Consider the following 25,674-nt stretch of genomic DNA (forward strand, 5'->3'; position numbering starts at 1 on the left):
CGCTGAGGCTTTGCTCGTAGGAGTGAAGCTTTTTCTTTTTTGCGCTTCAGGTTGGGAGGGATGCCGGATGGATACGTCTTTGTTTTTATGTACCCCGAAAGTGCTCTACGGAGAGGGTTCATTGCATAATTTGGCGCCACAATTGGCGCTTTTGGGGAAAAAGCCGTTGGTTTTAATCGGCGGCGGTTCATTTCGGCGCAGCGGGGCTTTGGAGGTACTGCTTGCTTCGCTGCCAGGAGATTATGGGTTGTTTGAGGGGATACCGTCGGATCCGGACGTGGCGACTGTGGAATTAGGAGCGCAAGAGTATCGGCGTTCCAGTTGCGATTATTTGATCGCTGCGGGCGGCGGGAGTGTTCTGGACGCAGCGAAAGCCATAGGGCTTCTGGCGGCCAATGGAGGCAGAATAGAAGATTACGAGGCGAAGATGCCCGAAAAAGCCATTCCGCCGTTGGTGGCCATTCCCACGACAGCGGGAACTGGCAGTGAAGTAACAAAATGGACGATTATTACAGACCCAAAACGAAAAAAGAAAATGGCTATTGGCCATGAATATTTGATGCCGGCATTGGCGGTATTAGACGCATCTTTAACGAGTTCCATGCCTCCGACAGTTACTGCGGCTACAGGCATGGATGCGCTGACTCATGCGATGGAAGCGTACCTGTCGGATAAGGCGACGCTGTTGAGCGATATTTGGAGTCTAAAGGCGATCGGCTTGCTGGCTGGAAACTTGCTTATTGCCGCAGCAGAACCGCAAAACAGCAAAGCGAGGGAAGCAATGCTGTTGGGACAGTTCTATGCAGGACTGGCGTTTAACAATGCCTCAGTGGCCTTAGTACATGCCATGTCGCGTCCGCTAGGAGCGTACTACGGAGTGCCTCATGGCGAGGCAAACGCCATGCTGCTGCCGACCGTGCTGGAGTATAACAGCTGTGTGAAAAAAGACCGCTATGCCGATATGGCAAAGGAAATCAGGCTCGGAAGCGAGGAACCGTCCGCTCTTGTAGCGTATGTGTCCGAATTATTAGCGAAGCTGCCCTTGAAAAAAAGCTTGCGTGAGTATGGCGTTCAAGAAGATGGCCTAGCGCAAATGGCAAAGGATGCGTATGAGAACGGCAGCGCGAAGGTGAATCCGCGAAAACCTTTGGAAGCGGAAGTGCTGGCATTGTATAAAAGCATATATTAAGGAGTGAGTAGATATGATGACGGGGACGATGATCAAAGAACAGGATTTGAAGTATAATTTGCACTCCTGGTCCAAGCAAGGAGCGTTAAATCCGATTCCGATTGCTAAAAGTGAAGGGATTTATTTTTGGGATTATGATGGCAAGCGCTACACTGACATGTCGTCGCAGTTAGTCAATATGAATCTAGGCCACGGAAATGCGGCGATTGTCGCCGCGATCCAAAGGCAAGCGGAACAGTTGGCCTTTATTGCGCCTAGCTATGCGGTGGAATCTCGCTCGATTTTAGCCAAAATGATTATCGATTTGATGCCGGATACTATGGGGAAAGTGTTTTTTACCAACGGCGGCGCGGATGCGAATGAGAACGCTGTTAAGATGGCGCGAATGTTTACGGGACGAAATAAAGTGTTTAGTCGTTATCGCAGCTACCACGGATCTACTTACGGCGCAGGCAATTTGACAGGAGAGCCTAGACGTTATCCCTTAGAGCCAGGCATTCCCGGATTTGTGAAATTTTTTGATCCGTATATATATCGTGAGGGAATTTCCTTTGCCAGTGAAAAACAAGGCGCTGCCTACTATGTATCCAAGCTGCGCGAGCAAGTAGAATACGAAGGCCCTCAGAATGTAGCAGCTATTGTTTTGGAGACGGTAACAGGATCTAATGGCGTCATTATTCCTCCAGACGGGTATCTTAAAGGTGTACGGGAGATTTGTGATGATTACGGTATTATGCTGATTTGTGATGAAGTAATGGCTGGCTTTGGTCGAACTGGGAAAATGTTTGCCTTTGAACATTGGGATGTCAAACCGGATTTGGTTTCTTTTGCGAAAGGAGTTACTTGCGGGTACGTTCCGCTGGGCGGCGTAGTGGCGAGCAAGGAAATAGCCTCCTATTTTGATGAAAACACGCTTTTGTGCGGCTTGACCTATAGCGGGCATCCGCTGGCATGTGCGGCCGGCGTAGCGACGTTGCAGCAATATCAAGAATTGGACATTTTGGGAAAAGTAGAAAAAACGGGCGCGGTTCTCGGAGTGTTATTGGAAGAACTGTTGGAGAAACACGCCTGTGTAGGAGATGTTCGTTATATAGGCTTATTTTCCGCTATCGAACTTGTGAAAAGCAAGGAAACAAAAGAGCCCTTAGTTGCATACGGAAAAGATCCCCAAGGCTTCATGGGACGCATTGTAAAAATGTTGGCAGCGAAAGGCTTTATGACGTATTCTCATGAAAACATGATTTTAGTAGCGCCGCCTCTGATTATTACGGAAGAGCAGCTGCGAGAAAACATGGCTATTATGGATGAGGTGCTGACAACGGTAGATGCTGAATTTATAAGTAAGTAAAAACATTAAAAATCGGAATCGGCTGGCAATGACGCCCCAAGACCCTTTGCGGTCTTGGGGCGTCATTTTGCATAAGCGAAGAAGTTTCTAGTAATGGTGGTGGTGAAGCGGTATTGCAGGCGGAGGCGCAAAAACGGTATAGAGACGAGGAGGGGTTAGACATGTTGAAAAAATGGCTTGGTATTTCATTATTGAGTATGGCTATTTTAGCCGCTGGCTGCGGCGGACCGGGAAACTCGAAAGAAATCAAAATCGGCGGGAACCTGGAAATGACAGGTAATACGGCGAGTTATGGGCAGTCAATGGCCAACGGTATTAAATTGGCGCTGAAAGAAGTTAATGCCGCAGGGGGCGTGTTGGGAAAACAAGTAACATTTGTGGTTGCCGACAATAAATCGGAGCCATCCGAGTCTGCTAATGCCGTGACCAAATTGTTGACGCAAGATAAGGTATCCCTGGTGTTGGGCGCTGGCGCTAGTTCGAATACGATTGCCGGAGCGCAGATTGCTGTCAGCAATAAAACGCCTTTCATTACTCCGTTTTCTACGAATCCGAAAGTAACGGTTGATAATGGCAAAGTGAATGATTTCGCTTTTCGGGCCTGTTTTATCGATCCGTTCCAAGGTACGGTGATGGCGACCTTTGCTACCCAAACGTTAAAAGCTAAAAAAGCGGCTATTTATATTGACAACAGCGCGGATTATTCGAAAGGTCTGGCGCAGTTTTTTGAAGAAAGTTTTGTAAAGGCCGGCGGTCAAATTATTGCGAAAGAGGCTTACTTGCAGAAAGACCAAGACTTTAAAGCAACGTTGACGAAATTGAAAGCGTCTAATCCGGATGTGCTCTTTGTACCTGGCTATTATGAAGATGTAGGAAAAATTATCAAACAAGCCAGAGAAATGGGGATTATGGTTCCAATTATTGGCGGTGATGGCTGGGATTCGTCCAAACTGGTAGACATTGCAGGTGCGGAAGCGTTAAATAACACCTTTTTTTCCAATCATTACGCTACCGATGACAAAAGCCCGCAGATTGTAAAATTTATTGAAGCGTACACCAAAGAATACGGCCAAGCCCCAGACGCTCCCGCTGTTTTGGGTTATGATGCGGCATATATGGCGATTGACGCCATCAAACGCGCTAATAGCGCTGAACCTATGAAAATCCGCGATGCGTTGGCGCAAACAAAAGATCTGCAGTTAGTAACCGGAAAAATTACGCTGGATGCACAGCATAATCCAGTGAAAAGCGCTGTGGTTATCGAATTTAAGAACGGCAAACAAACTTATAACACGACGATAAACCCATAAAATACGATCTCTCAACTTATTCTATATAGAAAAAGAACAGCCGTCCGCTTTGGCGAAGGGCTGTTCTTTTTCGTATGAGCATAAATGACGTAAAATATATTTTAGCTAAACTTGGCCAAATAAGCGTCAATCAATCTTCTGGCGATACTTTCTTGGCCGGGGAGATTCGGAGGCAGGTTGTGCGGGGAGTACCAGCCTGCGTCTAAAATTTCGTTATTATCAATGGTGATTTCGCTGGATACAGCGGTGGCGGTAAACGCAACCATTAAAGAATCGGGGAAAGGCCAAGGTTGATTGCCAAAGTAGCGGATGTCTGTGACTTCAATACCTACTTCTTCAGCCAACTCGCGGCGCACGCATTCCTCTAAGGTTTCGCCTGGTTCTACAAAACCGGCAATGACGCTGTAACGTCCGGGGGGAAGGCGGTTGGAATGGGCCAGTAAAATTTCATCTCCTTTGGTAACAGCTACAATAATGGCCGGAGAAATTCTCGGATACGCAATATGACCGCATTGCGGGCAGCGAACCGCCAGTTCTTCCGTCATCGGCTGCGTGGCTTGTCCGCAAGCGCCGCAAAAACGATTGTTTTTGAGCCAAGTGCGGACATGGTACGAACGGAAGGCCAAACGAAAAGCGTCGTCATCGACAAGACCATACACGCCGCGTAATTTTTGCAATGCAAAGCCAGGAGGTACGTCTTCGCTGGAGATGGTAGCGGCAAAGCAAGCGTTGGAATCAAGCGAGCCTATATATTGGGCATGCTTGGCTGACAGATAGGGGAGGTCGCTCAAGTCTTCCTGCGAAGGCAGAATAAGACCATCGGCGGTTTCTTTCATAAGGAGCTCGTCTCTGTGGAAAAGAAACCAGTAAGCATGTTCGGAGATTGTTTTTAGCTTTTCATTCATTTGATCCATAACAGCGCACACCTTTTATTCTTGATTTTTTCCTATTTTATTATCATAACACAAAAAAAAGAAAGCGACGAAAAAAGTGAGGCGATGGAGAGTCTTTGACAAAATGCAGGCTATAAGTCGTGCTTTTGAGGGGACCAAAGAAGTTAAGTTGATTTTTTTGTAGATTCAAGAAAATAAAATTACGATATATATCTATATGTGTATTTTCCAGAGATGTATAAAATAAAAAGACGGAGGAATGAAATGACAGGAGAAGAGCTATCGTTGCGAATTCGGATGCTGCTTTTGCGCGAAGGCGGTATGACCGAAGCGCAGGCTGCGGAATTGCTAGGCGTGAGAACGCAAGATTTTCATGCCAAAATGAAGACGGGCAGTTTTTCTTATTTGGAGGTAGCAAAGCTTTTATCTGGTTTAGAGTATAAAATACGTTGGGAAAAAGAGACTACATAGAATTTTGGTATCAGTTCCATGATTTTTCCATGGAACTGTAACACTCCTTCGCTATACTGAGGCAAAGGAGTTGATGAATATGAAAAAAATCACCATGTTTTTAGTAGCGGTATTTATGGTTGTCTTGACAGGAACAGCGGCAGTTCAGGCTAACCCGGCAGCCGCTCCGGCCTGGGAGGCATTGGAAGCAGGAGATCCGCCGCCACCGCCAGATTCGGACCCGCATAAACATAGAAAACATAAAGAGGAGCCGCCTAAACCGCCGCAAGAACCTCCGCATGCAGATGCTCCTAAGGATCAACCGGATCCAGGGCGGTCGGAACAACCGCGTCCATAATGATCGTATATAAAGAAACATCCTGTCGTTGAGGCAGGATGTTTTTATTATGGCAAAGAAAATAGTTAAAACAAAATACGCGCAAGGAGAAGGAAAATGCAAAAAGGAATTTATCGGCACTTCAAAGGCGGTAAATATGAAGTGTTAGGGGTGGCAAAACATAGTGAATCCGGTGAAGAATTAGTAGTTTACAGGGCGTTATACGGTGAAGGAGGCCTGTGGGTGCGCCCCTTGCCCATGTTTCTTGAAGAGGTGGAATGGGAGGGGAAACGGCAGCCGCGGTTTGCGCTGGAAACAAGCACAGAGTAAGAGAAGCGTATATCTAGTGCGATTAGAACGGAGATACTGCAGACAAAGAAAGGGTGGAATTATGAAACGTACTTATTGGAGCTTGCTTTTAGTTTTATGTATATGCTTGCTTGCCCAGACTGCTTGGGCCAGTGTGAGTTATCTAGGACCTGCCGGAACCTATACGGAAGAAGCTACCATTCAATTTTTTGGCGCGCAGGAAGAAATGACACCGGTGAAAACAGTGGCGGAATCCCTGGCCTTGCTAAAAGCTGGTACATGCGCTTACGCAGTAGTGCCGGTGGAAAATACCATCGGAGGTCCAGTGTATCCGTATGTAGACGCGGTATTAACGGATGCTGATTTCGCTATAGTGGGCGAGGTAAATTTGCCGATTCGGCAGACGCTGCTGGGGCTGCCAGGAACCTCTCTGCAGCAAGTGAAGACGGTTCTGTCTCATCCGCAGGGGATTGCCCAGAGTAAGGCTTGGTTGAAGGCCAACTTGCCGGAGGCTAAGGTGGCGGAAGTAAGCAGCACCGCCGAAGGGGCTAAAAAAGTAGCCGAAGCGCAAGATCCTTCTGTGGCGGCGATTGCCGCTTCGCGCACTGCTGATGTGTATCATCTGGATATTCTAGCGCGTGATTTGCAATACACGGATACAAATGTGACCCGTTTTTGGGTTGTGGCGCTTAAAGGGAAAGCACTGCCTGCAGGAAAAAAAGGAGCCTTGGAGCTGCGCGGTTCTGCTGCTGATCTAGGAAAACTTTTGGTACGGTTAGAGAATGCGGGTTACCAAGCTGAGTTTGTACATGACAGGCCCTTGAAAACCAAGTTGGGAGAATATTTATTTGTGCTGGAGGTGAAAGCGGTTCAGACGAAGACGACCTTAGCGCAGGCTGTGCGGGGAACTGGCGGACAAGTACGAATTTTAGGCACATATGACGAAAAATAGAAATGAGAGTACTAAACAACAAAATTTATGACAAAGACTTGACAAAAAATAGACAGGTTAGTATAATCTAGACAATGTATTGAAAATTTAATACTCGTGTCCGTGTGAAGTTTGCGGGAGAAAGCAGTTTTGTTAGAAAATTCGCCAAACCGTAAATGGATGGAACTCTGGAGAGCCCCTGCAGCAGCAGGGCGCCGAAGGGGCAAGTCGGCCGATTGCGACCGATGAAACTCTCAGGCAAAAGGACAGAGCCATAAGTGCATTTTTTTGGGGAACTAAAAATCTGCAACTTTGTGTGCTTTTCAGAGTCAAACGAGATGTTTGGCTCTTTTTCTTTTGGGAGAGCCGGAGAAGTCTGTTTTGCAGTGTCGCAAAAACGCTGATGAAATAGGAATAAGCATAGGAACGGCTGAAGAAATCAGTGGTTTCGAGAGGGAGAGATGGTTTGTGAAGAACAAGGGAATCAAATGGATGGCCATAGTGATGGCGGTACTCATGGTAGGTTTGGTCGCCGGCTGTGGCGATTCTAATTCCAAAGACGTTAAAATCGGTTTGTTAAATGAGATGACAGGCGGCAATGCCACGTTGGGAACTTCCATTACCAACGGCGCTAAATTGGCCATCAAAGAAGCGAATGCTAAAGGCGGCGTTTTAGGCAAACAGATTCAAGGGATTGTTGCAGATAATAAAAGTGAAGCCTCTGAGTCGGCTAATGCGATGACGAAATTGGCTTCGCAGGATAAAGTGGTCGCTGTGACCGGTACCTTCTCCAGCTCAAGCGCTATTGCGGCTTCGAGCGTGGCGGAAGCTTCTAAAGTACCGTATCTGGCAGTCGGCGCTACGAACCCCAAAGTAACGGTAGATGAAAAAAGCGGCAAAGTGAAGCAATATACCTACCGCATGTGTTTTATCGACCCCTTCCAGGGAACTGTGGGCGCTAATTTTGCGTTGAACACGTTGAAAGTAAAAAGCGCCATTATGCTGATCGACAACAGCAGCGATTACAGCAAAGGTCTGGCTGCTTTCTTTAAAGACGCCTTTACCAAAGGCGGCGGCAACATTCTGGCGGAAGAGTCCTATTTGCAGAAAGACCAGGATTTCAAAACCATTTTGACCAAGATTAAATCCTTGAATGCGGAAGTTATCTATGTGCCTGGTTACTATGAAGAAGTGGGTAAAATTGTTAAACAGGCTCGGGAACTTGGCATTACGGCTCCGATCCTTGGCGGCGACGGCTGGGATTCGCCTAAATTGGTAGAATTGGGTACTGCCGAAGCGCTGAATAACACATATTTCACCAATCATTATTCTGTGGAAGATACTTCTCCGGCTTGCAAAACCTTTGTAGAAGCCTATAAAAAGGAATATGGCCAGATGCCGGATGCAATGGCTGTTCTCGGTTATGACGCAGCTAACGCTCTGATTGATGCGATTAAACGCGCCAATAGCTTAGAGCCGGATAAAATCCGCGCTGCCTTGGCTGAAACGAAAGACTTCCCGGCTATTACCGGCTCTACTACCTTGAATGCTACGCATGACGCGGTGAAGAGCGCAGTTATTATTGAAATGAAAGACGGCAAGCAAGTATTTAAAGCCAGCGTGAAGCCTTAAAAAATAAAGAACTGGCTGGTTTTAGAAGAGCTGTCTGCCAAGGTTAAAACCTTTGGCGGACAGCTCTTCTTGTATGTTTATACAAGGAATACAATGTGCCTTTGGAAAAAGCAAGGCGGCAAGACTAGAATCCTAGGAAATGAAAGAAAAAGTAGTCCTTTATTCCTGAATTGTTAGTGCGAATCTAAAAAATAACATACAAAAAATATGCAAGTAGGAATTTTGCAAAAAAGAGAGAATTCCACTATGTGGAATAAAATAAATAAATAAAAAACAAAGAAATAGATAAAATAAGGGCGAAGCAAAGACGCTTGTGCTAAGGCGTTGCAGATATACTAAAGAGACTTTGCAAAGAGGAGGAGCCGCATGACAATATTTGGCACAATTCGCAGCCAACTCGTTTTGTTTACCTCAGTTATTGTCGTATTGACGCTGGCTTCCACTTTGTATTTGAGCTACTATTTTATGGCCGAAGAGTATGAGAGCACTATGCAGCAGACCAATTATCAAATGGCTCATAGCTTGGCCGATAATATTGGGTTGTTTATGCAAAATGCCTATAATGTTAACTCTTTATTGGCAAAATCTCCAACGGTGCTTGACGGGAATAGGGAAAAGCAGAAGCAGCTGCTCCAAGAAACGACAAGACAGTATCCGTTTTTCCAGCTTTTGGCGGTGACAAGTCTGGAAGGAGAGCAACTGGCTCGTTCGAGCGGACCGTCGGCGAATCGAGCGGAACGGCCATGGTTTAAAAAATTTATGGCGCAAAAACAGCCCTATGTGTCGGACACGTATTACTCGTTAACGACCGAGGCGCCCATTACCACTATTGTGCACGGCATTTCTCAGGACGGGCAATTGCGAGCGATTTTAATGGCGGACATAGAAGTGTCTAAACTGCAAGATTTAGTGGAGTCCTTCAATTCCGGCGCGGGCAGCTACGCCTATCTTTTGGACGGAAACGGCGGAGTAATTGCTCACCCGGATCGGCGGCAGGTGAATGAACTCTACAATTATCGGACGCAGCGCAAATCAGAGCTGGTACGAGATGGTACCGGGAGACTGATTACAGACGCAAAAAATAATGAGGTTGTGAGTGAAGAATCCTTTGTACTGCCTGCGGGCTTAGAAAGCATTGTGAACACAGTATTGCAAGGGGAAAGCGGCGTAGCTTCTTATGAGGAAAAAGATGGAGACGAATATCTCTGTGCGTATCGCAGCATTCCCATGCCTGGCTTATCAGCTCCGTGGAGTTTGATTGTAGTTCAGAAGAAAAGCGCCGCCATGGCGTTTATCAAAGATGTATCTCTCAGAAACTTGCTCCTCGGAAGCTGGGTGTTGCTTCTTTCTTTGTGGCTTACCTGGTGGCTTGCAAGAAAGTTTAGCCGTCCGATTAAAAAGTTGGTTGAGGCGACAAGGCAAGTTAGCGGCGGGGACTTATCGGTGCGTCTGCCGGTACATAAAGGAAACGAATTGGGAGAAATGGCGGGGAATTTTAACCGCATGATTGATTCGTTGGCGCAGTATCAGGGGCAGCTGGAAGTGTTGGTAGAACGGCGTACTCAGGACTTAGGGGCGGCCAACCAAGAACTTTTGGCCATGAACGAAGAGGCTCTTGAACATAATGAGCGTCTGGCGCTGTTAAATGACAGCTTAGCAGAGGAAGTGGCGGTGCGTAAAAAGGCGGAAGAAGAGGTGCTGCGGCGGGAGCGGCAATACCGAGCGGTGACGGCCCTTTTAACTCGGCCTTTAACAGACGTGCAAGAACTGTTTGAAGTTATATTGGATAACGCTATGTACTTGGTAGATTCGCCGGACGGTTATATTTCTCTTTATGAAGAAAAAACGCCGGGCTTTCGCATGTGTCATAGCCGAGGTGCATACTTGCCATTTCTCCATGAGGTTCAGCCCTTAGCAACCGGCATGGAAGGCTTGGTGCATGATCAGAAAGAATTGCTGTATGTTCCGGATTATGCCTCATTTACCGGTCGAGTGGACGACCCGCGACTGATGGATTTGAAAAGCGTGATCATGCTGCCGCTGATTCAAGACGGAGAAGTACGAGGGGTTTTGACAATCAGTTGGCGGCAGGAGCATATTGTACATAAGGAAGATGTGGCAACGCTGCAGCAATTTGCAGATTTGGCATTGGTAGCGTTAGAACGCTTAAAGGTGCAGGAGAAAATGCATCGGTTGGCTTATTTTGACGGGCTGACAGGTCTGCCGAATCGAGAAAATCTCAAAGAAAAGCTGACCCAGTGCCTCTTGGAAGAACCTCAAATGGGAGCGCTCTTTTTCATCGATATGGATGAACTGAAAGATATTAATGATCATTTTGGACATTCTATTGGTGATGAAGTGATCTGCGCTGCCAGCCGCCAAGTATATGAGGCATTGAAGAGAGATTGCTACATAGCGCGTATTGGCGGCGATGAATTTGTGGCGGTCGTTCCTGGGGCCAATATGAATGCCGCGGTTAAGATGGCGGAAGACCTTGTGAGCAATCTATACCGTGATTATGAAGTGAGTACGGGTAAATTGCGTCTTTCCGCCAGTGTAGGGGTTGTTTTATATCCTGAAGACGGAGAAAATATGGAAGAACTGCTGCGTAAAGGGGATTTGGCCATGTATGCGGCCAAACGCGCTGGGCGCAACTGCTGGTGTTTTTATGAAAGAATGCTGTTGGAACAAACCGATCAGAAAATTTGGCTGGCAGCCGGGCTGCGACAGGCGTTGGAAGCGGGCGAATTGCGGTTGTTTTATCAGCAACAGGTTCGGGTTAGTGATGGTGAAATAATCGGATTTGAGGCCTTGCTGCGCTGGATTCATCCTGAAAAGGGAGTGATTGCGCCGGACGTATTTATTCCCTTTGCAGAGCAAAGCGGGTGGATTGTGCCTATTGGCCGCTGGGTGCTGAAGGAAGCTTGCGCGTTTGCCGCTCGTTTAGCGGCGAGCGGGCGAGGGAATGTGCGGGTGGCCGTCAATATTTCGGCGCGTCAATTGATGGAATACGGCTTTGTAGAATTCGTGGACGAATGCATTGCTGAGGCTGGTATCAGTGTCAAACAATTGGAATTGGAAATCACGGAAAGCGTTTTAATTGAAGAAATGGCCGAAAATATCGAAAAGCTGTGGCGCTTGCGGGCGCATGGCCTGCTGTTGTCTCTGGATGACTTCGGTACTGGATATTCTTCGTTGACCTATTTGAACAATCTGCCGGTTCATACGCTGAAAATTGACAAGACCTTTATTAAAACCTTGGGCGAAGACGGCGAGCGGACGCAGCTTGTTAATTCTATCATTCACTTGGCGCATTCCATGGGCTTATTGGTAGTGGCGGAAGGCGTGGAGTTGGCTGAACAGCGTCAGTGCTTGCTGGAAATGGGCTGCGATTACCTGCAGGGCTATCTCTTCAGTAAGCCTGTGCCGGAAGCAGAGGCCCTGGCTTTGCTGCCAGGAAGCACGGAAGGTTGAACAGGAATACGACACCGCTGGACGCGGTTAGGGTCGGTTGCGCCATGGACGGCATGGCAACCGACGTCTGCTGTTTAAAGGGAGGGCCCGATGGTTTTTTGAACAAGAGAACCGGAGAATCGGAGGGGCCGCAAGAGGGTAGAAAACGGTATTTAGTGTAACGTAAAATAAGCCGGTGAAATCCTTTGGTATCAGGATTTCACCGGCTTTTAGTATTTTATGTGTTGAGGTTCAATTTCATATTTCCCAGCCTCAACGTACCCTCACTCTACTCCATCTACTCCTGTTCAAAATCGTTGCCCCAGTACTCCTCTTGTGTACCCTCACGTGACTCCGATTCTCTTGTTCAATCCTCGTTACTTCAGTTCTAGCCCTACCGGGCAGTGATCGCTGCCTAGGATTTCGGAGTAAATCATCGCTTCTTTGATTTGAGCCTGCAAGCGGTTGGAGACGAGAAAATAGTCAATACGCCAACCGACGTTGCGGTCGCGAGCTTTCATCATATAGGACCACCAAGTATAAGCGTTTTCACGGGCCGGATAGAGGTAGCGGAAGGTATCTGTGAATCCTTCCATTAGCAGTTCGCTCATTTTGCCGCGCTCTTCATCGGTGAAGCCGGCATTACGTCGATTGCTTTTAGGATTCTTAATGTCGATTTCTTGGTGGGCGACGTTGATGTCGCCGCATAAAATGACTGCTTTTTCGGCATCCAGCGAAGCTAGGTAGCGCCGGAAATCGTCTTCCCATTGCATGCGGTAATCTAACCGCGCCAATTCGCGCTGTGAGTTGGGCGTGTAGACATTGACCAGGAAAAAATCCGGGTATTCCAAGGTGAGTAGGCGGCCTTCCTGATCATGCTCTTCCTTATTCATCCCTAAGCGCACGGAAAGCGGCGTATGACGAGTAAAGACGGCCGTGCCGGAATAGCCTTTTTTGACGGCGCTGTTCCAATATTGCTCGTACCCAGGGAAATCCAGTTCCGCTTGATGGGGCTGCATTTTTGTTTCTTGCACGCAGAAGAAGTCGGCGTCGCTTTGCTGAAAAAATTCGCTAAAGCCTTTGCCGAGGCAGGCGCGCAGACCGTTTACATTCCAAGAGATGAATTTCATAACAGGCTCCTTAGGCTTCGGTATAAACGAAGGTAATAGATTTTTTCAATTCTGGATGAAGGCTGTTGAAAACGGGGCATTCTTTTGCGGTTAATTCCAGAATTTTACGCTCTTTCGGGCTGTATTGATTGTGGGGCAGCGTGATGGTTGTGATCAATTCCACTACGCGGCGGGGATTGACGCCCATCACCTTTGTGGTTTCGATTTGCGCGCCTTCCACGGTAAAACCATGTGTCTGCGCGGCGATGCCCATAATGGTTAAAACGCAGCAACCGTAGGCGGTGGCTAAGAGATCGGTTGGCGAGAAAGCTTCCCCTTTGCCATGGTTGTCTACGGGGGCGTCCGTGAGAATTTTGGCGCCGGATTGAAGATGCGTTGATTCGGTACGCAGACCGCCGAGATAGGTGGTTTTTACAGTTGCCATAGGTAACAAAGCCTCCTCAAAATAAAAATGACTCTGAAAAGAGGTATTCTATCTGCAATGGAGAATACCTGCAAGAAAGAGAAGAATAAGTATTCTTTGATTATTAATATTGGAACGCTCAAGGAGGGGATTTTATGTTATTTACACCGTATGCTCTTGCTAATTTAGAGCTGAAAAATCGTATCGTCATGCCGCCTATGTGCATGTATAAAGCCGCTGCGGACGGCAAAGTAACCGACTGGCACCTTATACATTACGCCAGCCGGGCCGTTGGTCAAGTGGGCTTGATTATCGTAGAAGCTACGGCAGTAGAAGGGCGGGGGCGCATTTCTGCGCAAGATTTGGGCCTTTGGGAGGACGGACAGATTGAGGGGATGAAGAAGCTGACTGCTGCCGTCCATGCTCAGGGAGGAAAAATCGGCGTGCAGCTGGCTCATGCAGGCCGTAAAAGCACAGTGCCCAACAGTGTGCCTGTGGCTCCGTCAACGCTGCGTTTTGATGAAAGCTGCCAATGCCCGCAGGCGTTAACAGCTGAAGAAATTGGCGAGGTCGTCACCGCTTTTGGAGCGGCTGCGCGGCGCGCCATAGAAGCTGGTTTTGATTTGATTGAAGTGCACGGAGCTCATGGGTATTTGATCAATGAATTCCTGTCGCCTTTGACCAATTTGCGGACCGACGCCTATGGAGGGAGCGTGCTGAAACGGGCCAAACTTCTCCAAGACGTATTGGCGGAAGTCCGACGGGCGGCACCGGCCGGGTATCCGGTAGCAGTGCGGGTTTCTGCCGAGGAATACCATCCGTTGGGAAATACGCCGTCGGTAGTGGCGGACATGCTTAATTTGGTAAAAGACATAGGGATTGATTTGGTCAATGTCAGTTCCGGAGGCGTGATTCCTGTCCAGCCTAGAGCGTATGCGTCGTACCAAATTCCCCTAGCGTTGACTATTAAAGAGCAGACTTCTTTGCCTTTATTAGCTGGGGGGCTGGTGACACAGGCTGTGCAGGCCCAGCAAATTTTAAAGGCTGGCGCGGATTTGGTGTATCTGGGACGAGCGCTGCTGCGGCAGCCCTATTGGGCGCTTCAGGCGGCGCATGAGTTGCAGCAAGAAATTGAATGGCCGGAACCGTATGTGAGAGGGAAATTTTAGAAAAGCGAATTATAAAAACGACCATGCTGCTTAGCATGGTCGTTTTTGGTTACTTAGAACATCCCAGGCGCTCATAGCCATGGCTTTGGCGCCTACAAGGGCTCGTTTTTGGGCTGTAGCGGAACCGGCGGCTGCGGCGAAAGCGGTCGTGTGGGCGGTTAAGCCGTCCCCGATAGATAGTTCCGGGTGCAGTGTCGGCGCTACATGGCTGACGTTGCCTACATCGGTAGAGCCGCCAGCGTCGTTGGCCGGCAGATGCCGGACAGGCTCGCCTAGAAGACGCAGATTTTCCGCAAAATAAGCCGCAAGGTTAGCATCCTGGATAAGCTCCTTAAACAGCGGTTCATAGTGCTCTAGTGTTACGGTTGCGCCGGTGCCTGCGGCTATGCCGGATGCCAGGGCGCGAACGGCAGGGAGCACTTCTTCTTCTAGGTAGTTGCTGGTAAGAGAACGGACCGTGCATTTCATCTCCGCTAGAGCGGGTACGATGTTAGGCGCGGCGCCGCCAGCGGTAATGATGCCGGCAATGAGAGCCTGCTCGCCAAAGCGCAGCCGCAGTCCCTGCAGGCCCTGATAAAAAAGTACCAGCGTATCTAGGGCGTTGATGCCGCGTTCGATGCGGCTGGCTACATGCGCTTCGCGGCCATGAAAGCGTACGCATAAGGGATGCGAAGCCAGCGACGTGCCGCCTAAGGTGGTTTCGTCGCTGGGATGAACAATGAAAACGGCGTCAAAGTCGTTGAATACGCCAGCGTCAGTCAAAGCGATCTTGCCGCCTTGGGTTTCTTCCGCCGGGCAGCCGATAAAATAGGTTTGCGCGTGGTCTGTCGTTAACGCGGCGAAGGCAGTGGCTGCGCCAAAGCTCATGGAAGCGATTAAATTGTGCCCGCAGGCGTGGCCAAGACCAGGCAGTGCGTCGTATTCGGCTAAAAAAGCGATTTTGGGACCGCGGTCGCCTCGTTTGGCAATAAACGCCGTGGAGAGACCGGCGACGCCTTGGGTTACGTGAAAGCCTTGTTTCTGGCTGGCGGCGGTCAAAAGACGCGCCGCTTCGTACTCTTCATTTCCCAGTTCCGGCCGTGCGTGCAAAGCCAGGCTGAGTCGGGTCATTTCCGCTTCCAGAGCGTCGACTTTTTGGCAAAGACGTTTTTTTTCTTCAGTAACCATTAGCAGGGGCCTCCTCTAAAGCGGCTTCCGTTAGGACCAGGCCGGCTTGCGGCGACATCGTAGCTTGGACGCCCAAAGGCAGCGTAAGTTTGTCCGGCGTATGTCCAAAGGAAACGTCGCACAGTACCGGCTTGCTTAAAGAGCCAAGGCGTTCGCGCAGCACATCGGCGGTGCGCTGACCAGGAGGGTCGTCTTCGCTGTCGCAGTTGCTGCAGACGCCCATGACAATGGCTGCCGCCGCCTGCAGCTTGCCTGCCAGGTGCAACTGCGTCAGTAGCCGGTCCAGACGGTATGGCGCTTCGCCTACTTCTTCCAAACAAAGAATACGTCCGGCAGTATCCAGCTCATACGGCGTGCCCAAGGTGGCGGCGATCAGGCTTAAATTGCCCCCGCATAGAGGGCCGGACGCTTCGCCGGGAACCAGAAAAAAAGGAGCTGCTCCGGCAGTTGGCTCAGGCAGCTGGCCGAGCGGTCTCGTGCTGCTGAGAGCCTGGAGGGCGTGTTTGCAAGTGAATGGAGACCGTGGCTCTCGGCCAAAATCTGAAGCCGCCATAGGGCCGTGAAAGGTCACCAGGCCGCAACGCTGTTGCAGCACTGTGTGCAGCGCGGTAATGTCGCTGTAGCCCATGAATACCTTGGAATGGCGGCTGATCAGTTCGTAATCTAGCTGCGGCAAAAGGCGCATACTGCCATAGCCGCCGCGTACGCAGAGAATGCCTGCAATGCTAGGATCGGCAAAAAACGCATGCAAATCGGCAACGCGTACAACATCATCACCGGCGCAGATGCCCTCGGTATAGGCTGCGCTTTTTCCCAGGCGGACCGCAAAGCCCTGCGACTGCAGCCAGCGTACGCCCTGCTCCAATTCCTCTGCGTTTCCGGGACTGGCCGGCGCCAAAAGCCCGATCGTATCGCCCGGGCGCAATGGTTTGGGTTTGATTAGTGATTTCATCGTTTTAAACCTTTCTATAGGTAAATGGTTATGGAAAATATGGTGACGATCACGCGGAGTAACGGAGAACGACCAGAGAAAAATATTACTTCTATTCTAATTTGTGCCCCAAGAAAGCCGAAAATTTAATGAGTGCTCTGCTCAAATGAGGATTATTTTCGGCAGGCGAGGAAGAAAACACAGGCATAGCGGCGCTCTGCCGAGGATTTCTGACGATGTATGACGGAAAAAAGACCATTTTAGCGTGAGATACGAATAAACTAGCGGTTTTCTAAGTAAGCATTTTTAAAGTCCGCTAGGCCCAGCACTGACCAGGAGACGCCTTGCAGGCGGGGGCTGGCTACATAGGGCTGGGTGGTGTAGTAAATAGGCAGGATGACAGCATCATCAAGGAGAATCTGCTCCGCTTCGTGCATGGCCGCCATGCGGCGCGCCGGATCAAGGGCGCTTTGCGCTTCTTCAATCAATGCATTGTAGCGGGGATTTTGGTATTTGGCGTCATTCGTGGCGTCCTTAAAAACGTCCAAAAAGGTCATGGGGTCGGCGTAGTCGCCAATCCAGGAAGCTCGGGCGATTTGGAACTCGCCGCGCGTGCGGGACGCCAGAAAGACTTTGGATTCCTGATTGGTCAGGGTGACAGTGACGTCCAAGCTTTGCTTCCACATTTCTTGAGCGGCTTCGGCAATGGCTTTATGCATTTCGCCGGTGTTGAAAAGGAGCGTGACTGGCGGCATCGCATTTCCATAGCCTGCTTTTTGCAGCGCTGTTTTGGCGGCGGCTGCGTCTTCGCGGATTAGGTCGCCGCCTTCTTGGCGAAAATCAAGGCCGGTAGCCGGATTGGTCAGGCCCGGAGGAACCCAGGCGTAGGCCGGGAGTTTGCCTCCTTTGACTACTTGGGTAATGAGAGCTTGCCGCTGGAAGGAAAGCGCAAAGGCGCGGCGCACTTCCACACGATCAAAAGGCGGGGCCTGGGTATTGAACACATAATAATACAGGCCCAGATAAGGGGCGATGCGCAAGAGGCCTTCTTTTTGCAGGCGATCATGCTCTACAACCGGCGGTTCGACCATCATGTCCGCTTGGCCGGTTTCCACCAGCGTCAGGCGGGTGGCCTGGGCGTCCACGATGGGCCAGTACATGCCGTCCAGACGAATGGAGACGGCATCGCGATAGTAGGGGTTTTTGGCGAAGGACAAGCTGCCGTGATGCACCCAGCCGGTCAGGCGGAAGGGGCCGTTACCGATAAGCGTTTCCGCTTGGGAAGACCAGCTTTCCGGCGCCTTTTCGATGCTGGCGCGGTGGACGGGATAAAAAGCATGGAACGAAGCCAAGCTGAGAAAGTAAGCCGTAGGTTTTTCCAAGGTGACTTCCAGCGTGTGCTCATCCAAAGCGCGGACTCCGACTTCTTCCGGGGCCGCTTCTTTCTCATTGAAGGCTTGCCCGTTCTTCAGCGCGTACAGCATGTAGGCGTTTTCTGAAGCCGTCTCCGGGTCCAAAGCGCGTCGCCAGGCATAGACGAAATCGTGAGCACTTAGCGCTTCTCCATTGGACCAGCGGGCATCCGGGCGCAGATGAAAGGTGTACCGCAGGCCGTCAGCGGAAATTTCCCATTGCGTTGCCACGCCGGGAAGAGGCCGGTCTTTGGCGTCGAGACGGGTCAAACCTTCAAAAAGCTGCAGCTCGGCCAAGGATTCCGGGATGGCCGTAGATTTAGCCGGATCTAAAGTGGCCGGCTCGGCTTCTAATACATAGCGCAGGGTATTTTCTGATTGCTGCGGTTGGCGGCTGCAGCCGGTTGCGGTTAAAGCGAACAGCAGCAGAAGTACAGCAAGAAGGCGCAAGGAGATAGGCATTAGCATTCCTCCTGCAGCAGGGCGTCGTAGATAGCGCGGCCCATCTGGGCGATAAGCTGCAGCCCGTGGGCGTTGCTTTGCAGGCCGTCAGCGAAAATGCAGACAATATAGGGACCTGCAGGCAGGTACAAAACACCGCCGTCATGCTCGACGCCATCCAAGGTACCGGTTTTGTGGGCTAAAGATACGCTTTCCGGCAGATAGAAGGGGATTTTGTCGCGAACCTGCTGGGTTTTGAGAATGTTTAAAGCCAGCGCGGCGTAAGCAGGGGGTAGCCCTTGCGCATTAAGCAGAAGCTGATACAGCTTGGCCACGTCGGCTGCGGTCGTTTCATTTTGCAGACCTGCTTCGGCAGCGGCAAAATCCATCATGCGTCGCTGCAGGCGGGTATGGGAGAGGCCCAAGTCGCTCATCGTTTGGTTTACCGCCGCCATGCCTACTCGTTCAATGAGTGTGTTTGTAGCGGTATTGTCGCTGAGGGAGATCATCAATACGCACAAATCGCGGATGTTCAGGGGCAGAGACGGGTTCAACTCTTTTAAAATGCCGGCGCCGCCAACGCGGCAGGATGCGGAAGGAGCCAGCGGATCTTGCAGGCATAAGGTCCCTGCAGCCGCTTGGCGCAGAATTTCAAATAGGATGGGTACTTTGATCATGCTGGCCGAAGGATAGATGAGATCCGGACGAAGTGAATAGACATTGCGTCCGTCGCCGTCGGTAACGACAACGCTCCAGCGGCAAGGACAGCTTGCGGCAAGTTGTTCTAGCTTTGTATGTAAGTGCTTCATGAAGAAAGCCTCCTAACGTTTGCTGTGAGGATCCAAGGCGTCGCGCAACCCGTCGCCGAGGAAGTTGAAGGCCAGCATGGTAAGGCTGATGGCCAAAGACGGAAAAAGAAGCTGGTAAGGATAGGAGCGGACGCTTGTCAGCCCTTCGGACGCCAGAACGCCCCAGCTAGCCATGGGAGCGGCGACGCCCAAGCCAATAAAGCTCAAAAAGGCCTCGGCAAAAATGGCTTCCGGAATGGCCAGCGTCATTGTTACCAGGATGGGGCCGCTGCAGTTGGGCAGCAGATGGCGGAAAAGAATGCGCCAGGGGCTTAGTCCCAAGGAACGAGCCGCCAGAACGAATTCCCGCTCTTTTAAAGTCAGAATCTGGCTGCGGACAATGCGCGCCATGCCCAGCCAGTAAGCAATGCCCAATGCCAGAAACAGATTGGTCAATCCCGGCTTGAGCAGCACCATCAGCAAAATGACATAGAGCAGCATGGGAATGCCGTAAAGAATGTCCACTAAGTGCATCATGATGCGGTCGGTGCGTCCGCCGAAGAAACCGGCGATGCCGCCGTACGTAACGCCGATCAACAGGTTAATGACGCTGGCGGCGACGCCGATGGCTAAAGAAATGCGAGCGCCGTAAAGAACGCGGATAAAGAGATCCCTTCCCAGCGAGTCGGTGCCGAACCAATGCGCGGCGCTAGGACCGGCGTTGGCCTCCCAAAGGTTTTGATCCGCATAGGAAAGAGAAGACATCATAGGGAAAAACAAGCAAATCAAAAATAGAGCGCCAAGAAAATACAAGCCTGCCATAGCCGCCTTATGGCGCTGGAGGCGCTGCCAAGGCGAAGCCGGAGGCGGTAAAAGATTTTGGGCGCATTCAGGCTGGTTCATCAGTTACCACCTTTCTCAAAGCGCTTAATGCGAGGGTCTAATAGCGGATATAAAAGATCAACTACTAAATTAAACACAATCACAAGAACGCTATAAAATACGGTTACCCCGAGAATGACCGTATAATCGCGGTTATAAATGCTGGTGATGAAATGGCGGCCTAAACCGGGCAGGGCGAAAATGGTTTCCACAACAAAGCTGCCTGTAAGGATGGAAGCCGCCATGGGGCCGAGGTAGGTTACTACCGGCAAGAGGGCGTTTTTTAAAGCATGCCGGTACACGGTGGCCCAAAGGCTCAGACCTTTGGCGCGGGCTGTGCGGATGTAGTCCTGAGACAGCACCTCCAGCATGGAACTTCGCGTTAAGCGGGCGATAAAGGCCAACGGGTAGGCGGCCAAGGAAAGCGCCGGCAAGATGAGGGAGGCGGGGCTTTCCCAGAGCGCCGCAGGCAGCCAGCCCAATTGTACCGCGAAAACCTGCACAAGCAAGGTGGCCAGTACAAAGGAGGGGACAGACATGCCGATAATCGCGACGGCCATCGCCCCGTGATCCTGCCAGCGGTTTTTGCGCAAAGCACCCAAGCAGCCCAAAGGAATGCCTGCGCCCAAAGCCAGCACCAGCGCGCTAGCGCCGAGCTGCAGAGACACCGGAAAGCTTTCGGCAATAATCTGGTTAACGCTGCGGCCTTCATATTTAAAGGAAGGCCCTAAATCCAGCTGTGCTAAATTCAGCAGGTAATCCGCATACTGTTTCCACAAAGGGTCTTGCAGATGGTAATGCGCCTCCAGATGGGCTAAAACCACCGGAGGAAGATTCTTTTCCCCTGTGAACGGCCCGCCTGGAATGGCGTGCATTAGAAAAAATGTAAAAGTAACAATAGCCAGCAGCACCAGGCAGGACCCTGCGCAGCGCTGCAAAACATCACGTAGCAATAGGTAAACCTCCTTTTTTAGGAGCTAGATTTTTTAGAAAAACACATCTCCTTTTGAATCCCTCCGCCGCTGTGGCGGCACCTCCCTTTGACAAGGGCGGCAGGAACTGGAGCGGAGACCAAGAAGTCCCCCTTACTAAAGGGGGATGGCCCGCAGGGACAGGGGGATTGGCCGGAGCGCGCCTAAAAGCACTGGCTCCTTGGAACGGCAAGAATTATATCTAAAGAAATGCTTTCTTATATCCCTCGTTCGTGTCCTCCGATTCTCCGATTCTCTTGTTCAAGCCACGTATTTCGTAGCCCTCCCTTTACTCACTCTACTCCTGTTTAAAATTCTGCCTGCCGTCTTTCTAATGCCTTGCGGATACGCGCCAGCCCTTCGCGGATGGTCTCCGGTGAAGTCGCATAGGAAAAGCGCAGATATTCCTCCGTCTCAAAAGAGTGGCGTTGGCCGAAGGAGGTCCGAGGCAAGACCGCCACATGGCCTTCATACAGCAAATACTGCTGCAGCTCCTTGGCGTCATGGAAGCCGTAGAGACGGCAAGCTTCGGTCACGTTAGGAAACGCGTAAAACGCGCCGCCCGGAGCGCGGCAGCGAAAGCCGGGGATGGCGTTGAGGCCTTCGACAATCAAAGCGCGGCGCTCGCGCAGCTCCTGCACCATAGAATCCACCGCTTCTTGAGGACCCGTTAAAGCCGCAACAGCGGCGTCTTGAATGAACGTGTTCGTGCAGGATTCGCAGTTGGTAACAAGACGGCTTACGAGTTCCGCCAAGTCCTTGTTCATAACGCCGTAGCCCAGACGCCAGCCTGTCATAGCATAGGTTTTGGAAAAGCCGTCTAGAATGATGGTTCGCTCCTGCATGCCGGGGAGAGAGGCGATGCTGGCAAACTCTCCTTCGTAGATGAGGCGGCTGTAGACTTCGTCGGAAAGAACCCAAAGGTCGTGGCGAATGGCTAACTCGGCGATGCGTTTTAAATCGTCAAGGGGGATGAGGCCGCCGGTGGGATTTTGGGGGCTGTTGAGGATGATCAATTTGGTCTTCGGTGTAATCAGCGTTTCCAGATGCGACACATCCAGAGAAAAGCCTTTTTCTTCTAAAAGCGGCGCCGGTACCGGCACGCCGCCGACAAAGCGAATCACCGACTCGTAAATGGGGAAACCGGGGTTGGGGTAAATGACCTCGTCCCCGGGATCGACCAAGGCATGAATGCTGTAATAAATAATCGGCTTGCCCCCAGGTGTGACTACCACGTTTTCCGGCGCGACTGAAAGCTGCCGCGTGCGGCCGATATAGTCGGCAATGGCCTGGCGTAGGGGCAAAATGCCTGCGGAAGGGCTGTAGTGGGTGCGATTATGGCGGAGCGCCTGAACGCAGGCTTCCTTAATATGCTCCGGCGTGTCAAAATCAGGTTCGCCGATGGCAAAGCTGATGATTTGTTTTCCTTGGGATTCCAGCTTTTGAACTTCTTTTAAAACCTCAAAGGCATTCTCAATGCCCAGACGATTAACCCGCTCTGCTGTTTTCATGCGCATCCTCCTGGCAATGTAAAATCTGTAAAGTCGCTATGCCCTGTATTCCACGATGCGGCGGCGGATTCCTGCCCGCGAAGCGAGTTGTATAGCTTCTGAAAAAGTAATGGAAAATAATTATTGATTAAGGCAATCCCTAGTGCTATAGTATGGTTAAAGACAAACATCGTTCAAGGAGGGATTTAGTATGATCCGAGATTTTTGGCAAGCCGTAAAAGGAAGAAGAACTTACTATAGTCTGGCAAAAGAAAGTCCGATTAGTGAGGAACGGCTGCGCAGTATTATCGAGAATGCCGTGCTCCATACGCCAACGGCTTTTAATTCCCAAAGCGGGCGTGTTTTGGTTGTGACTGGAGAGCAACAAAATGCGCTTTGGGATATTGTTGAAGCGGCGCTGCGCAAGATTGTGCCGGCTGATTCTTTTGGTCCGACGGAAGAGAAAATCGCCGCTTTCCGTAAAGCTTACGGTTCGGTTCTCTTCTTTGAGGACCAAACAGTTGTAAAAGGGTTGCAAGAAAGATTCCCGCTGTATCAGGAAAACTTTCCAATTTGGTCGCAGCATGCGTCGGGCATGCTGCAGTTCGTGGTCTGGACGGCGTTGGAGGAAGCGGGCTTTGGCGCATCGCTGCAGCATTACGGTTCGTTGATTGAAGACGAAGTGCGTCAGCGTTGGAGCCTTCCCGAAAGTTGGAGTCTTATCGCACAGATGCCATTTGGCAAACCGTCGGCTCAGCCCAACGAAAAAGAATTCCAGCCACTGGATGGACGGGTGCGGTTTTCTAGCTAGAGTATAGAGAACTGCTGACTTACTCACATCTCATGCTAAAATGGTCTTTTTCCCGTTAGACTTTGTCAGAAAGCCTCGGCAGAGCGCCGCTATGCCTGCGTTTTCTTTCGCGTCTTACGAAAAAAACTCTCATTTTTGCAGAGCGTTCGTTAAATAAGCAGCTCTCTTGAAAAAATTGACTTATTGGCGTTTTGCGTTAAAATGTTAAACCTTTTCAGAATAGCTAGATAGCAATTAACTCATTGTAGAATGGCCCTTTCCGTGGAACGTCGCACGGAAAGGGCCATGTTGGCGTTAGCAGGAAAAATACCGCTCTAAGGCGAAATAATCCATGGTTTCCAATTTATAACTTTGCTAATTAGGGACTGATTATAATCAACGGTAAGGAGTGTGGACAGATGAATTGGTATTTAAGCCATGAAGGTCAGACATTTGGCCCTTTTGACGAGGAGCAGGCGAAGCAGGAAGCGAGAAAATATCCCCAGGGTATGGCCTGGAAGGAAGGCTTTACAGGCTGGGTGCCGATTGGCAGTTTAGCGGAACTGAATCAAGGAATAGGAGTTCCGCCGACTCCAGGTCAAGTAGCGCCTCCGCCTCCGCCGTCGCGGGCGCGGATGGCGGATGAAATCGATTACCAGGTCATGGGTGCAGAAATGCAGTTTGTTGAAATCGAACTGGATCCGGGAGAAAGCGTTATTGCTGAAGCCGGCGCGATGATGTACAAAGACCCTTCGATTGAAATGAACACTATTTTTGGCGATGGCTCCTCCTCATCCGGCGGCGGTTTTTTTGACAAGTTGATTGGCGCAGGCAAACGCGTGCTGACCGGTGAAAGCTTGTTTATGACCGTATTTACCCATCAAGGCGGCGGTAAGGCGCGCGCTGCCTTTGCCTCACCCTACCCCGGCAATATTATTCCCGTGAACTTGGCGGACATGGGCGGTACAATTATTTGCCAAAAAGACAGCTTTTTGTGCGCTGCCAAAGGCGTTGCGGTGGGGATTTATTTTCAGCGCAAAATTCTGACAGGCCTTTTTGGCGGCGAAGGATTCATCATGCAGAAGCTGGACGGTGACGGCATGGCGTTTCTTCACGCTGGCGGCACCATCGTTGAACGGCGTTTGGCTCCGGGAGAAACTCTGCATGTGGATACCGGCTGCGTCGTAGCCTTTGAGCCCAGCGTGAATTTTGATATCCAGCAGGCTGGCGGTATCAAGACGGCTCTCTTCGGCGGCGAAGGTCTCTTCTTTGCCACCCTCCAGGGTCCAGGCCGCATCTGGCTCCAGTCCTTGCCCTTCTCGCGCCTGGCGGGCCGTATGCTTGCCGCCGCGCCGTCGCAGGGAGGCAGTCGTGAAGAAGGCAGCGTCCTCGGCAAAACCGTTCTCGGCGCTGGCGTCTTAGGCGGTCTCGGCGGCCTCTTCGGCGGAGATGACGACGACTAAAATAGGTGAATAAGAACGAAAGCCCCTGTCGGCGCGAAAGCGCTGACGGGGGCTTTATTCTGCCATAGCTCTCTGTAAAATGTGTTTGGAATTTGCAGGAGTGTTGGGCTTTTATGGTAAATTAAATAGTAATAGTTTGTTCGAAATAGTATAGATCGAAAAAAAGAAAACCGTCTTGGTGCGTTTTGGAGGAAGCCGCATGCAGAACATTATTGAATCTGTTGCAACACAACGAGTTATACTTAGAGCGCCTAGCTTAGCGTATAGGGAAATGCTGCATAGCGCGGTGGAAGAGTCTATCGAAGATCTTAAATTATGGTTGAAATGGGCGCAGAAAGTTCCTTCGCTGGATGAATGTGCAGAAACCATAAATCAATCCATAGATGCATTTACTAGCAAAAAAGAATTGCAATTTTATATTTTTACCAAAGAAAGAAACTTTTTTATAGGATGTGCAGGGTTGCAGCGAATTGATTGGTCTGTTCCTAAAGCTGAAATCGGCTACTGGATTAGGACATCCTGTCAAGGACAAGGGTATGCAACAGAAGTATCCAAAGCGGTAGCAGAAGTGGCTTTTACTAAACTAGAAATGAATAGGGTTGAAATAAGGTGTGACTATCATAATTTAAGAAGTAAGTCCGTAGCGAAAAAGGCGGGGTTTGTATTAAAAGGAGTTCTTCGAAATGACTCTCTTACCCCAAATGGAATACTAAGAGATACTGCCGTGTTTTCAAGAATTAAAAATGAATATATATAATGGTGCGGAAGTGGTGGTGGCTCCGTTT

Annotated in this window: 23 protein-coding genes and 1 riboswitch; of the genes, 13 read left to right on the forward strand and 10 right to left on the reverse strand. The window is 50.3% G+C overall.

The annotated features are described in order from the left end of the window. The first annotated feature begins 67 nt into the window (after positions 1-67). The 3 genes from C508_RS0102080 to C508_RS0102090 all read left to right on the forward strand — a co-directional run bounded on the left by C508_RS0102080 (position 68) and on the right by C508_RS0102090 (position 3,847). A complete protein-coding gene (locus C508_RS0102080) occupies positions 68-1,189 on the forward strand; it encodes an iron-containing alcohol dehydrogenase family protein (RefSeq protein ID WP_026319301.1) in 1,122 nt (373 codons plus the stop codon). 13 nt (positions 1,190-1,202) lie between these two features. Next, complete coding sequence (locus tag C508_RS0102085; RefSeq protein WP_018701878.1) at positions 1,203-2,537, forward strand: aminotransferase class III-fold pyridoxal phosphate-dependent enzyme; 1,335 nt, start codon at positions 1,203-1,205, stop codon at positions 2,535-2,537. A gap of 161 nt (positions 2,538-2,698) precedes the next feature. Continuing rightward, positions 2,699-3,847, forward strand: a complete 1,149-nt coding sequence (locus C508_RS0102090; protein ID WP_018701879.1) for an ABC transporter substrate-binding protein — start codon at positions 2,699-2,701, stop codon at positions 3,845-3,847. Between the two features lie 101 nt (positions 3,848-3,948). On the opposite strand, the gene nudC is transcribed toward C508_RS0102090, so the two are convergent. Continuing rightward, complete coding sequence (nudC, locus tag C508_RS0102095; protein WP_018701880.1) at positions 3,949-4,761, reverse strand: NAD(+) diphosphatase; 813 nt, start codon at positions 4,759-4,761, stop codon at positions 3,949-3,951. 243 nt (positions 4,762-5,004) lie between these two features. On the opposite strand from nudC, the gene C508_RS0102100 reads away from it, so the two are divergent. The 6 genes from C508_RS0102100 to C508_RS19295 all read left to right on the forward strand — a co-directional run bounded on the left by C508_RS0102100 (position 5,005) and on the right by C508_RS19295 (position 11,873). Then, the gene (locus C508_RS0102100; RefSeq protein WP_018701881.1) at positions 5,005-5,211 is read left to right on the forward strand and encodes a hypothetical protein; all 207 of its coding nucleotides are present in this window, start codon (positions 5,005-5,007) and stop codon (positions 5,209-5,211) included. Positions 5,212-5,290: 79 nt separating this feature from the next. Continuing rightward, positions 5,291-5,548, forward strand: coding sequence for a hypothetical protein (locus C508_RS0102105; RefSeq protein WP_018701882.1), 258 nt, complete (start codon positions 5,291-5,293; stop codon positions 5,546-5,548). A gap of 96 nt (positions 5,549-5,644) precedes the next feature. Continuing rightward, positions 5,645-5,857 (forward strand): DUF1653 domain-containing protein, encoded by a 213-nt coding sequence (locus C508_RS0102110; RefSeq protein WP_018701883.1) that lies wholly within the window; start codon positions 5,645-5,647, stop codon positions 5,855-5,857. A gap of 61 nt (positions 5,858-5,918) precedes the next feature. Further along, positions 5,919-6,788, forward strand: coding sequence for a prephenate dehydratase (locus C508_RS19290; RefSeq protein WP_018701884.1), 870 nt, complete (start codon positions 5,919-5,921; stop codon positions 6,786-6,788). A gap of 157 nt (positions 6,789-6,945) precedes the next feature. Next, positions 6,946-7,047, forward strand: a riboswitch (glycine riboswitch). Between the two features lie 212 nt (positions 7,048-7,259). Beyond that, positions 7,260-8,399 (forward strand): ABC transporter substrate-binding protein, encoded by a 1,140-nt coding sequence (locus C508_RS0102120; protein ID WP_210162515.1) that lies wholly within the window; start codon positions 7,260-7,262, stop codon positions 8,397-8,399. Positions 8,400-8,765: 366 nt separating this feature from the next. Then, positions 8,766-11,873 carry a bifunctional diguanylate cyclase/phosphodiesterase gene (locus C508_RS19295; protein ID WP_018701886.1) on the forward strand — a complete coding sequence of 1,036 codons (3,108 nt, stop codon included), beginning with the start codon at positions 8,766-8,768 and terminating at the stop codon, positions 11,871-11,873. A 356-nt stretch (positions 11,874-12,229) separates the two neighbouring features. Here the strand turns inward: C508_RS19295 and C508_RS0102135 are convergent, their stop codons facing one another. Next, entirely contained in the window at positions 12,230-12,982 is a 753-nt protein-coding gene (locus C508_RS0102135) for an exodeoxyribonuclease III (protein WP_018701888.1), read from the reverse strand. Between the two features lie 10 nt (positions 12,983-12,992). Then, positions 12,993-13,406 carry an OsmC family protein gene (locus C508_RS0102140; RefSeq protein ID WP_018701889.1) on the reverse strand — a complete coding sequence of 138 codons (414 nt, stop codon included), beginning with the start codon at positions 13,404-13,406 and terminating at the stop codon, positions 12,993-12,995. Between the two features lie 134 nt (positions 13,407-13,540). Between C508_RS0102140 and C508_RS0102145 the strand changes: the two genes are divergently transcribed. Further along, positions 13,541-14,554, forward strand: coding sequence for an NADPH dehydrogenase NamA (locus C508_RS0102145; protein ID WP_018701890.1), 1,014 nt, complete (start codon positions 13,541-13,543; stop codon positions 14,552-14,554). 30 nt (positions 14,555-14,584) lie between these two features. Here C508_RS0102145 and C508_RS0102150 read toward each other — a convergent pair whose 3' ends face one another. From C508_RS0102150 to C508_RS0102180, 7 genes are all read right to left on the reverse strand, one after another. Further along, positions 14,585-15,721 carry a M20 family metallopeptidase gene (locus tag C508_RS0102150; protein WP_018701891.1) on the reverse strand — a complete coding sequence of 379 codons (1,137 nt, stop codon included), beginning with the start codon at positions 15,719-15,721 and terminating at the stop codon, positions 14,585-14,587. Beyond that, positions 15,711-16,673 carry a S66 peptidase family protein gene (locus tag C508_RS0102155; RefSeq protein ID WP_018701892.1) on the reverse strand — a complete coding sequence of 321 codons (963 nt, stop codon included), beginning with the start codon at positions 16,671-16,673 and terminating at the stop codon, positions 15,711-15,713. The genes C508_RS0102150 and C508_RS0102155 overlap by 11 nt, the downstream gene beginning before the upstream one ends. A 260-nt stretch (positions 16,674-16,933) precedes the next feature. Beyond that, positions 16,934-18,526, reverse strand: a complete 1,593-nt coding sequence (locus C508_RS0102160; RefSeq protein ID WP_018701893.1) for a peptide ABC transporter substrate-binding protein — start codon at positions 18,524-18,526, stop codon at positions 16,934-16,936. After that, positions 18,526-19,314, reverse strand: a complete 789-nt coding sequence (locus C508_RS0102165; RefSeq protein WP_018701894.1) for a serine hydrolase — start codon at positions 19,312-19,314, stop codon at positions 18,526-18,528. The genes C508_RS0102160 and C508_RS0102165 overlap by 1 nt, the downstream gene beginning before the upstream one ends. A 12-nt stretch (positions 19,315-19,326) precedes the next feature. After that, a complete protein-coding gene (locus C508_RS0102170; protein WP_018701895.1) occupies positions 19,327-20,196 on the reverse strand; it encodes an ABC transporter permease in 870 nt (289 codons plus the stop codon). Continuing rightward, positions 20,196-21,128, reverse strand: a complete 933-nt coding sequence (locus C508_RS0102175) for an ABC transporter permease (RefSeq protein ID WP_018701896.1) — start codon at positions 21,126-21,128, stop codon at positions 20,196-20,198. Before C508_RS0102175 ends, C508_RS0102170 begins: the two co-directional genes overlap by 1 nt. Positions 21,129-21,454: 326 nt before the next feature. Then, the gene (locus C508_RS0102180) at positions 21,455-22,657 is read right to left on the reverse strand and encodes a pyridoxal phosphate-dependent aminotransferase (protein ID WP_018701897.1); all 1,203 of its coding nucleotides are present in this window, start codon (positions 22,655-22,657) and stop codon (positions 21,455-21,457) included. 190 nt (positions 22,658-22,847) lie between these two features. On the opposite strand from C508_RS0102180, the gene C508_RS0102185 reads away from it, so the two are divergent. The 3 genes from C508_RS0102185 (at position 22,848) to C508_RS0102195 (ending at position 25,646) form a co-directional block, all read left to right on the forward strand. After that, positions 22,848-23,447 (forward strand): nitroreductase family protein, encoded by a 600-nt coding sequence (locus C508_RS0102185; RefSeq protein ID WP_018701898.1) that lies wholly within the window; start codon positions 22,848-22,850, stop codon positions 23,445-23,447. Between the two features lie 398 nt (positions 23,448-23,845). Beyond that, a complete protein-coding gene (locus tag C508_RS0102190) occupies positions 23,846-24,889 on the forward strand; it encodes a TIGR00266 family protein (RefSeq protein ID WP_018701899.1) in 1,044 nt (347 codons plus the stop codon). Between the two features lie 199 nt (positions 24,890-25,088). After that, positions 25,089-25,646 carry a GNAT family N-acetyltransferase gene (locus C508_RS0102195; protein ID WP_018701900.1) on the forward strand — a complete coding sequence of 186 codons (558 nt, stop codon included), beginning with the start codon at positions 25,089-25,091 and terminating at the stop codon, positions 25,644-25,646. The last annotated feature ends 28 nt before the right edge of the window (positions 25,647-25,674 follow it).

The organism is Anaeromusa acidaminophila DSM 3853 (assembly GCF_000374545.1).
Classification (GTDB): Bacteria; Bacillota; Negativicutes; order Anaeromusales; family Anaeromusaceae; genus Anaeromusa; species Anaeromusa acidaminophila.

Coding starts and splice junctions, on each gene's coding strand:
- C508_RS0102160 (WP_018701893.1), bottom strand. CDS start 18,526: ATGCCTATCTCCTTGCGCCTTCTTGCTGTACTTCTGCTGCTGTTCGCT.
- C508_RS0102165 (WP_018701894.1), bottom strand. CDS start 19,314: ATGAAGCACTTACATACAAAGCTAGAACAACTTGCCGCAAGCTGTCCT.
- C508_RS0102120 (WP_210162515.1), top strand. CDS start 7,260: ATGGCCATAGTGATGGCGGTACTCATGGTAGGTTTGGTCGCCGGCTGT.
- C508_RS0102135 (WP_018701888.1), bottom strand. CDS start 12,982: ATGAAATTCATCTCTTGGAATGTAAACGGTCTGCGCGCCTGCCTCGGC.
- C508_RS0102105 (WP_018701882.1), top strand. CDS start 5,291: ATGAAAAAAATCACCATGTTTTTAGTAGCGGTATTTATGGTTGTCTTG.
- nudC (WP_018701880.1), bottom strand. CDS start 4,761: ATGGATCAAATGAATGAAAAGCTAAAAACAATCTCCGAACATGCTTAC.
- C508_RS0102145 (WP_018701890.1), top strand. CDS start 13,541: ATGTTATTTACACCGTATGCTCTTGCTAATTTAGAGCTGAAAAATCGT.
- C508_RS0102100 (WP_018701881.1), top strand. CDS start 5,005: ATGACAGGAGAAGAGCTATCGTTGCGAATTCGGATGCTGCTTTTGCGC.
- C508_RS0102110 (WP_018701883.1), top strand. CDS start 5,645: ATGCAAAAAGGAATTTATCGGCACTTCAAAGGCGGTAAATATGAAGTG.
- C508_RS0102185 (WP_018701898.1), top strand. CDS start 22,848: ATGATCCGAGATTTTTGGCAAGCCGTAAAAGGAAGAAGAACTTACTAT.
- C508_RS0102180 (WP_018701897.1), bottom strand. CDS start 22,657: ATGAAAACAGCAGAGCGGGTTAATCGTCTGGGCATTGAGAATGCCTTT.
- C508_RS0102155 (WP_018701892.1), bottom strand. CDS start 16,673: ATGAAATCACTAATCAAACCCAAACCATTGCGCCCGGGCGATACGATC.
- C508_RS19290 (WP_018701884.1), top strand. CDS start 5,919: ATGAAACGTACTTATTGGAGCTTGCTTTTAGTTTTATGTATATGCTTG.
- C508_RS0102080 (WP_026319301.1), top strand. CDS start 68: ATGGATACGTCTTTGTTTTTATGTACCCCGAAAGTGCTCTACGGAGAG.
- C508_RS0102190 (WP_018701899.1), top strand. CDS start 23,846: ATGAATTGGTATTTAAGCCATGAAGGTCAGACATTTGGCCCTTTTGAC.
- C508_RS0102170 (WP_018701895.1), bottom strand. CDS start 20,196: ATGAACCAGCCTGAATGCGCCCAAAATCTTTTACCGCCTCCGGCTTCG.
- C508_RS0102195 (WP_018701900.1), top strand. CDS start 25,089: ATGCAGAACATTATTGAATCTGTTGCAACACAACGAGTTATACTTAGA.
- C508_RS19295 (WP_018701886.1), top strand. CDS start 8,766: ATGACAATATTTGGCACAATTCGCAGCCAACTCGTTTTGTTTACCTCA.
- C508_RS0102140 (WP_018701889.1), bottom strand. CDS start 13,406: ATGGCAACTGTAAAAACCACCTATCTCGGCGGTCTGCGTACCGAATCA.
- C508_RS0102090 (WP_018701879.1), top strand. CDS start 2,699: ATGTTGAAAAAATGGCTTGGTATTTCATTATTGAGTATGGCTATTTTA.
- C508_RS0102085 (WP_018701878.1), top strand. CDS start 1,203: ATGATGACGGGGACGATGATCAAAGAACAGGATTTGAAGTATAATTTG.
- C508_RS0102150 (WP_018701891.1), bottom strand. CDS start 15,721: ATGGTTACTGAAGAAAAAAAACGTCTTTGCCAAAAAGTCGACGCTCTG.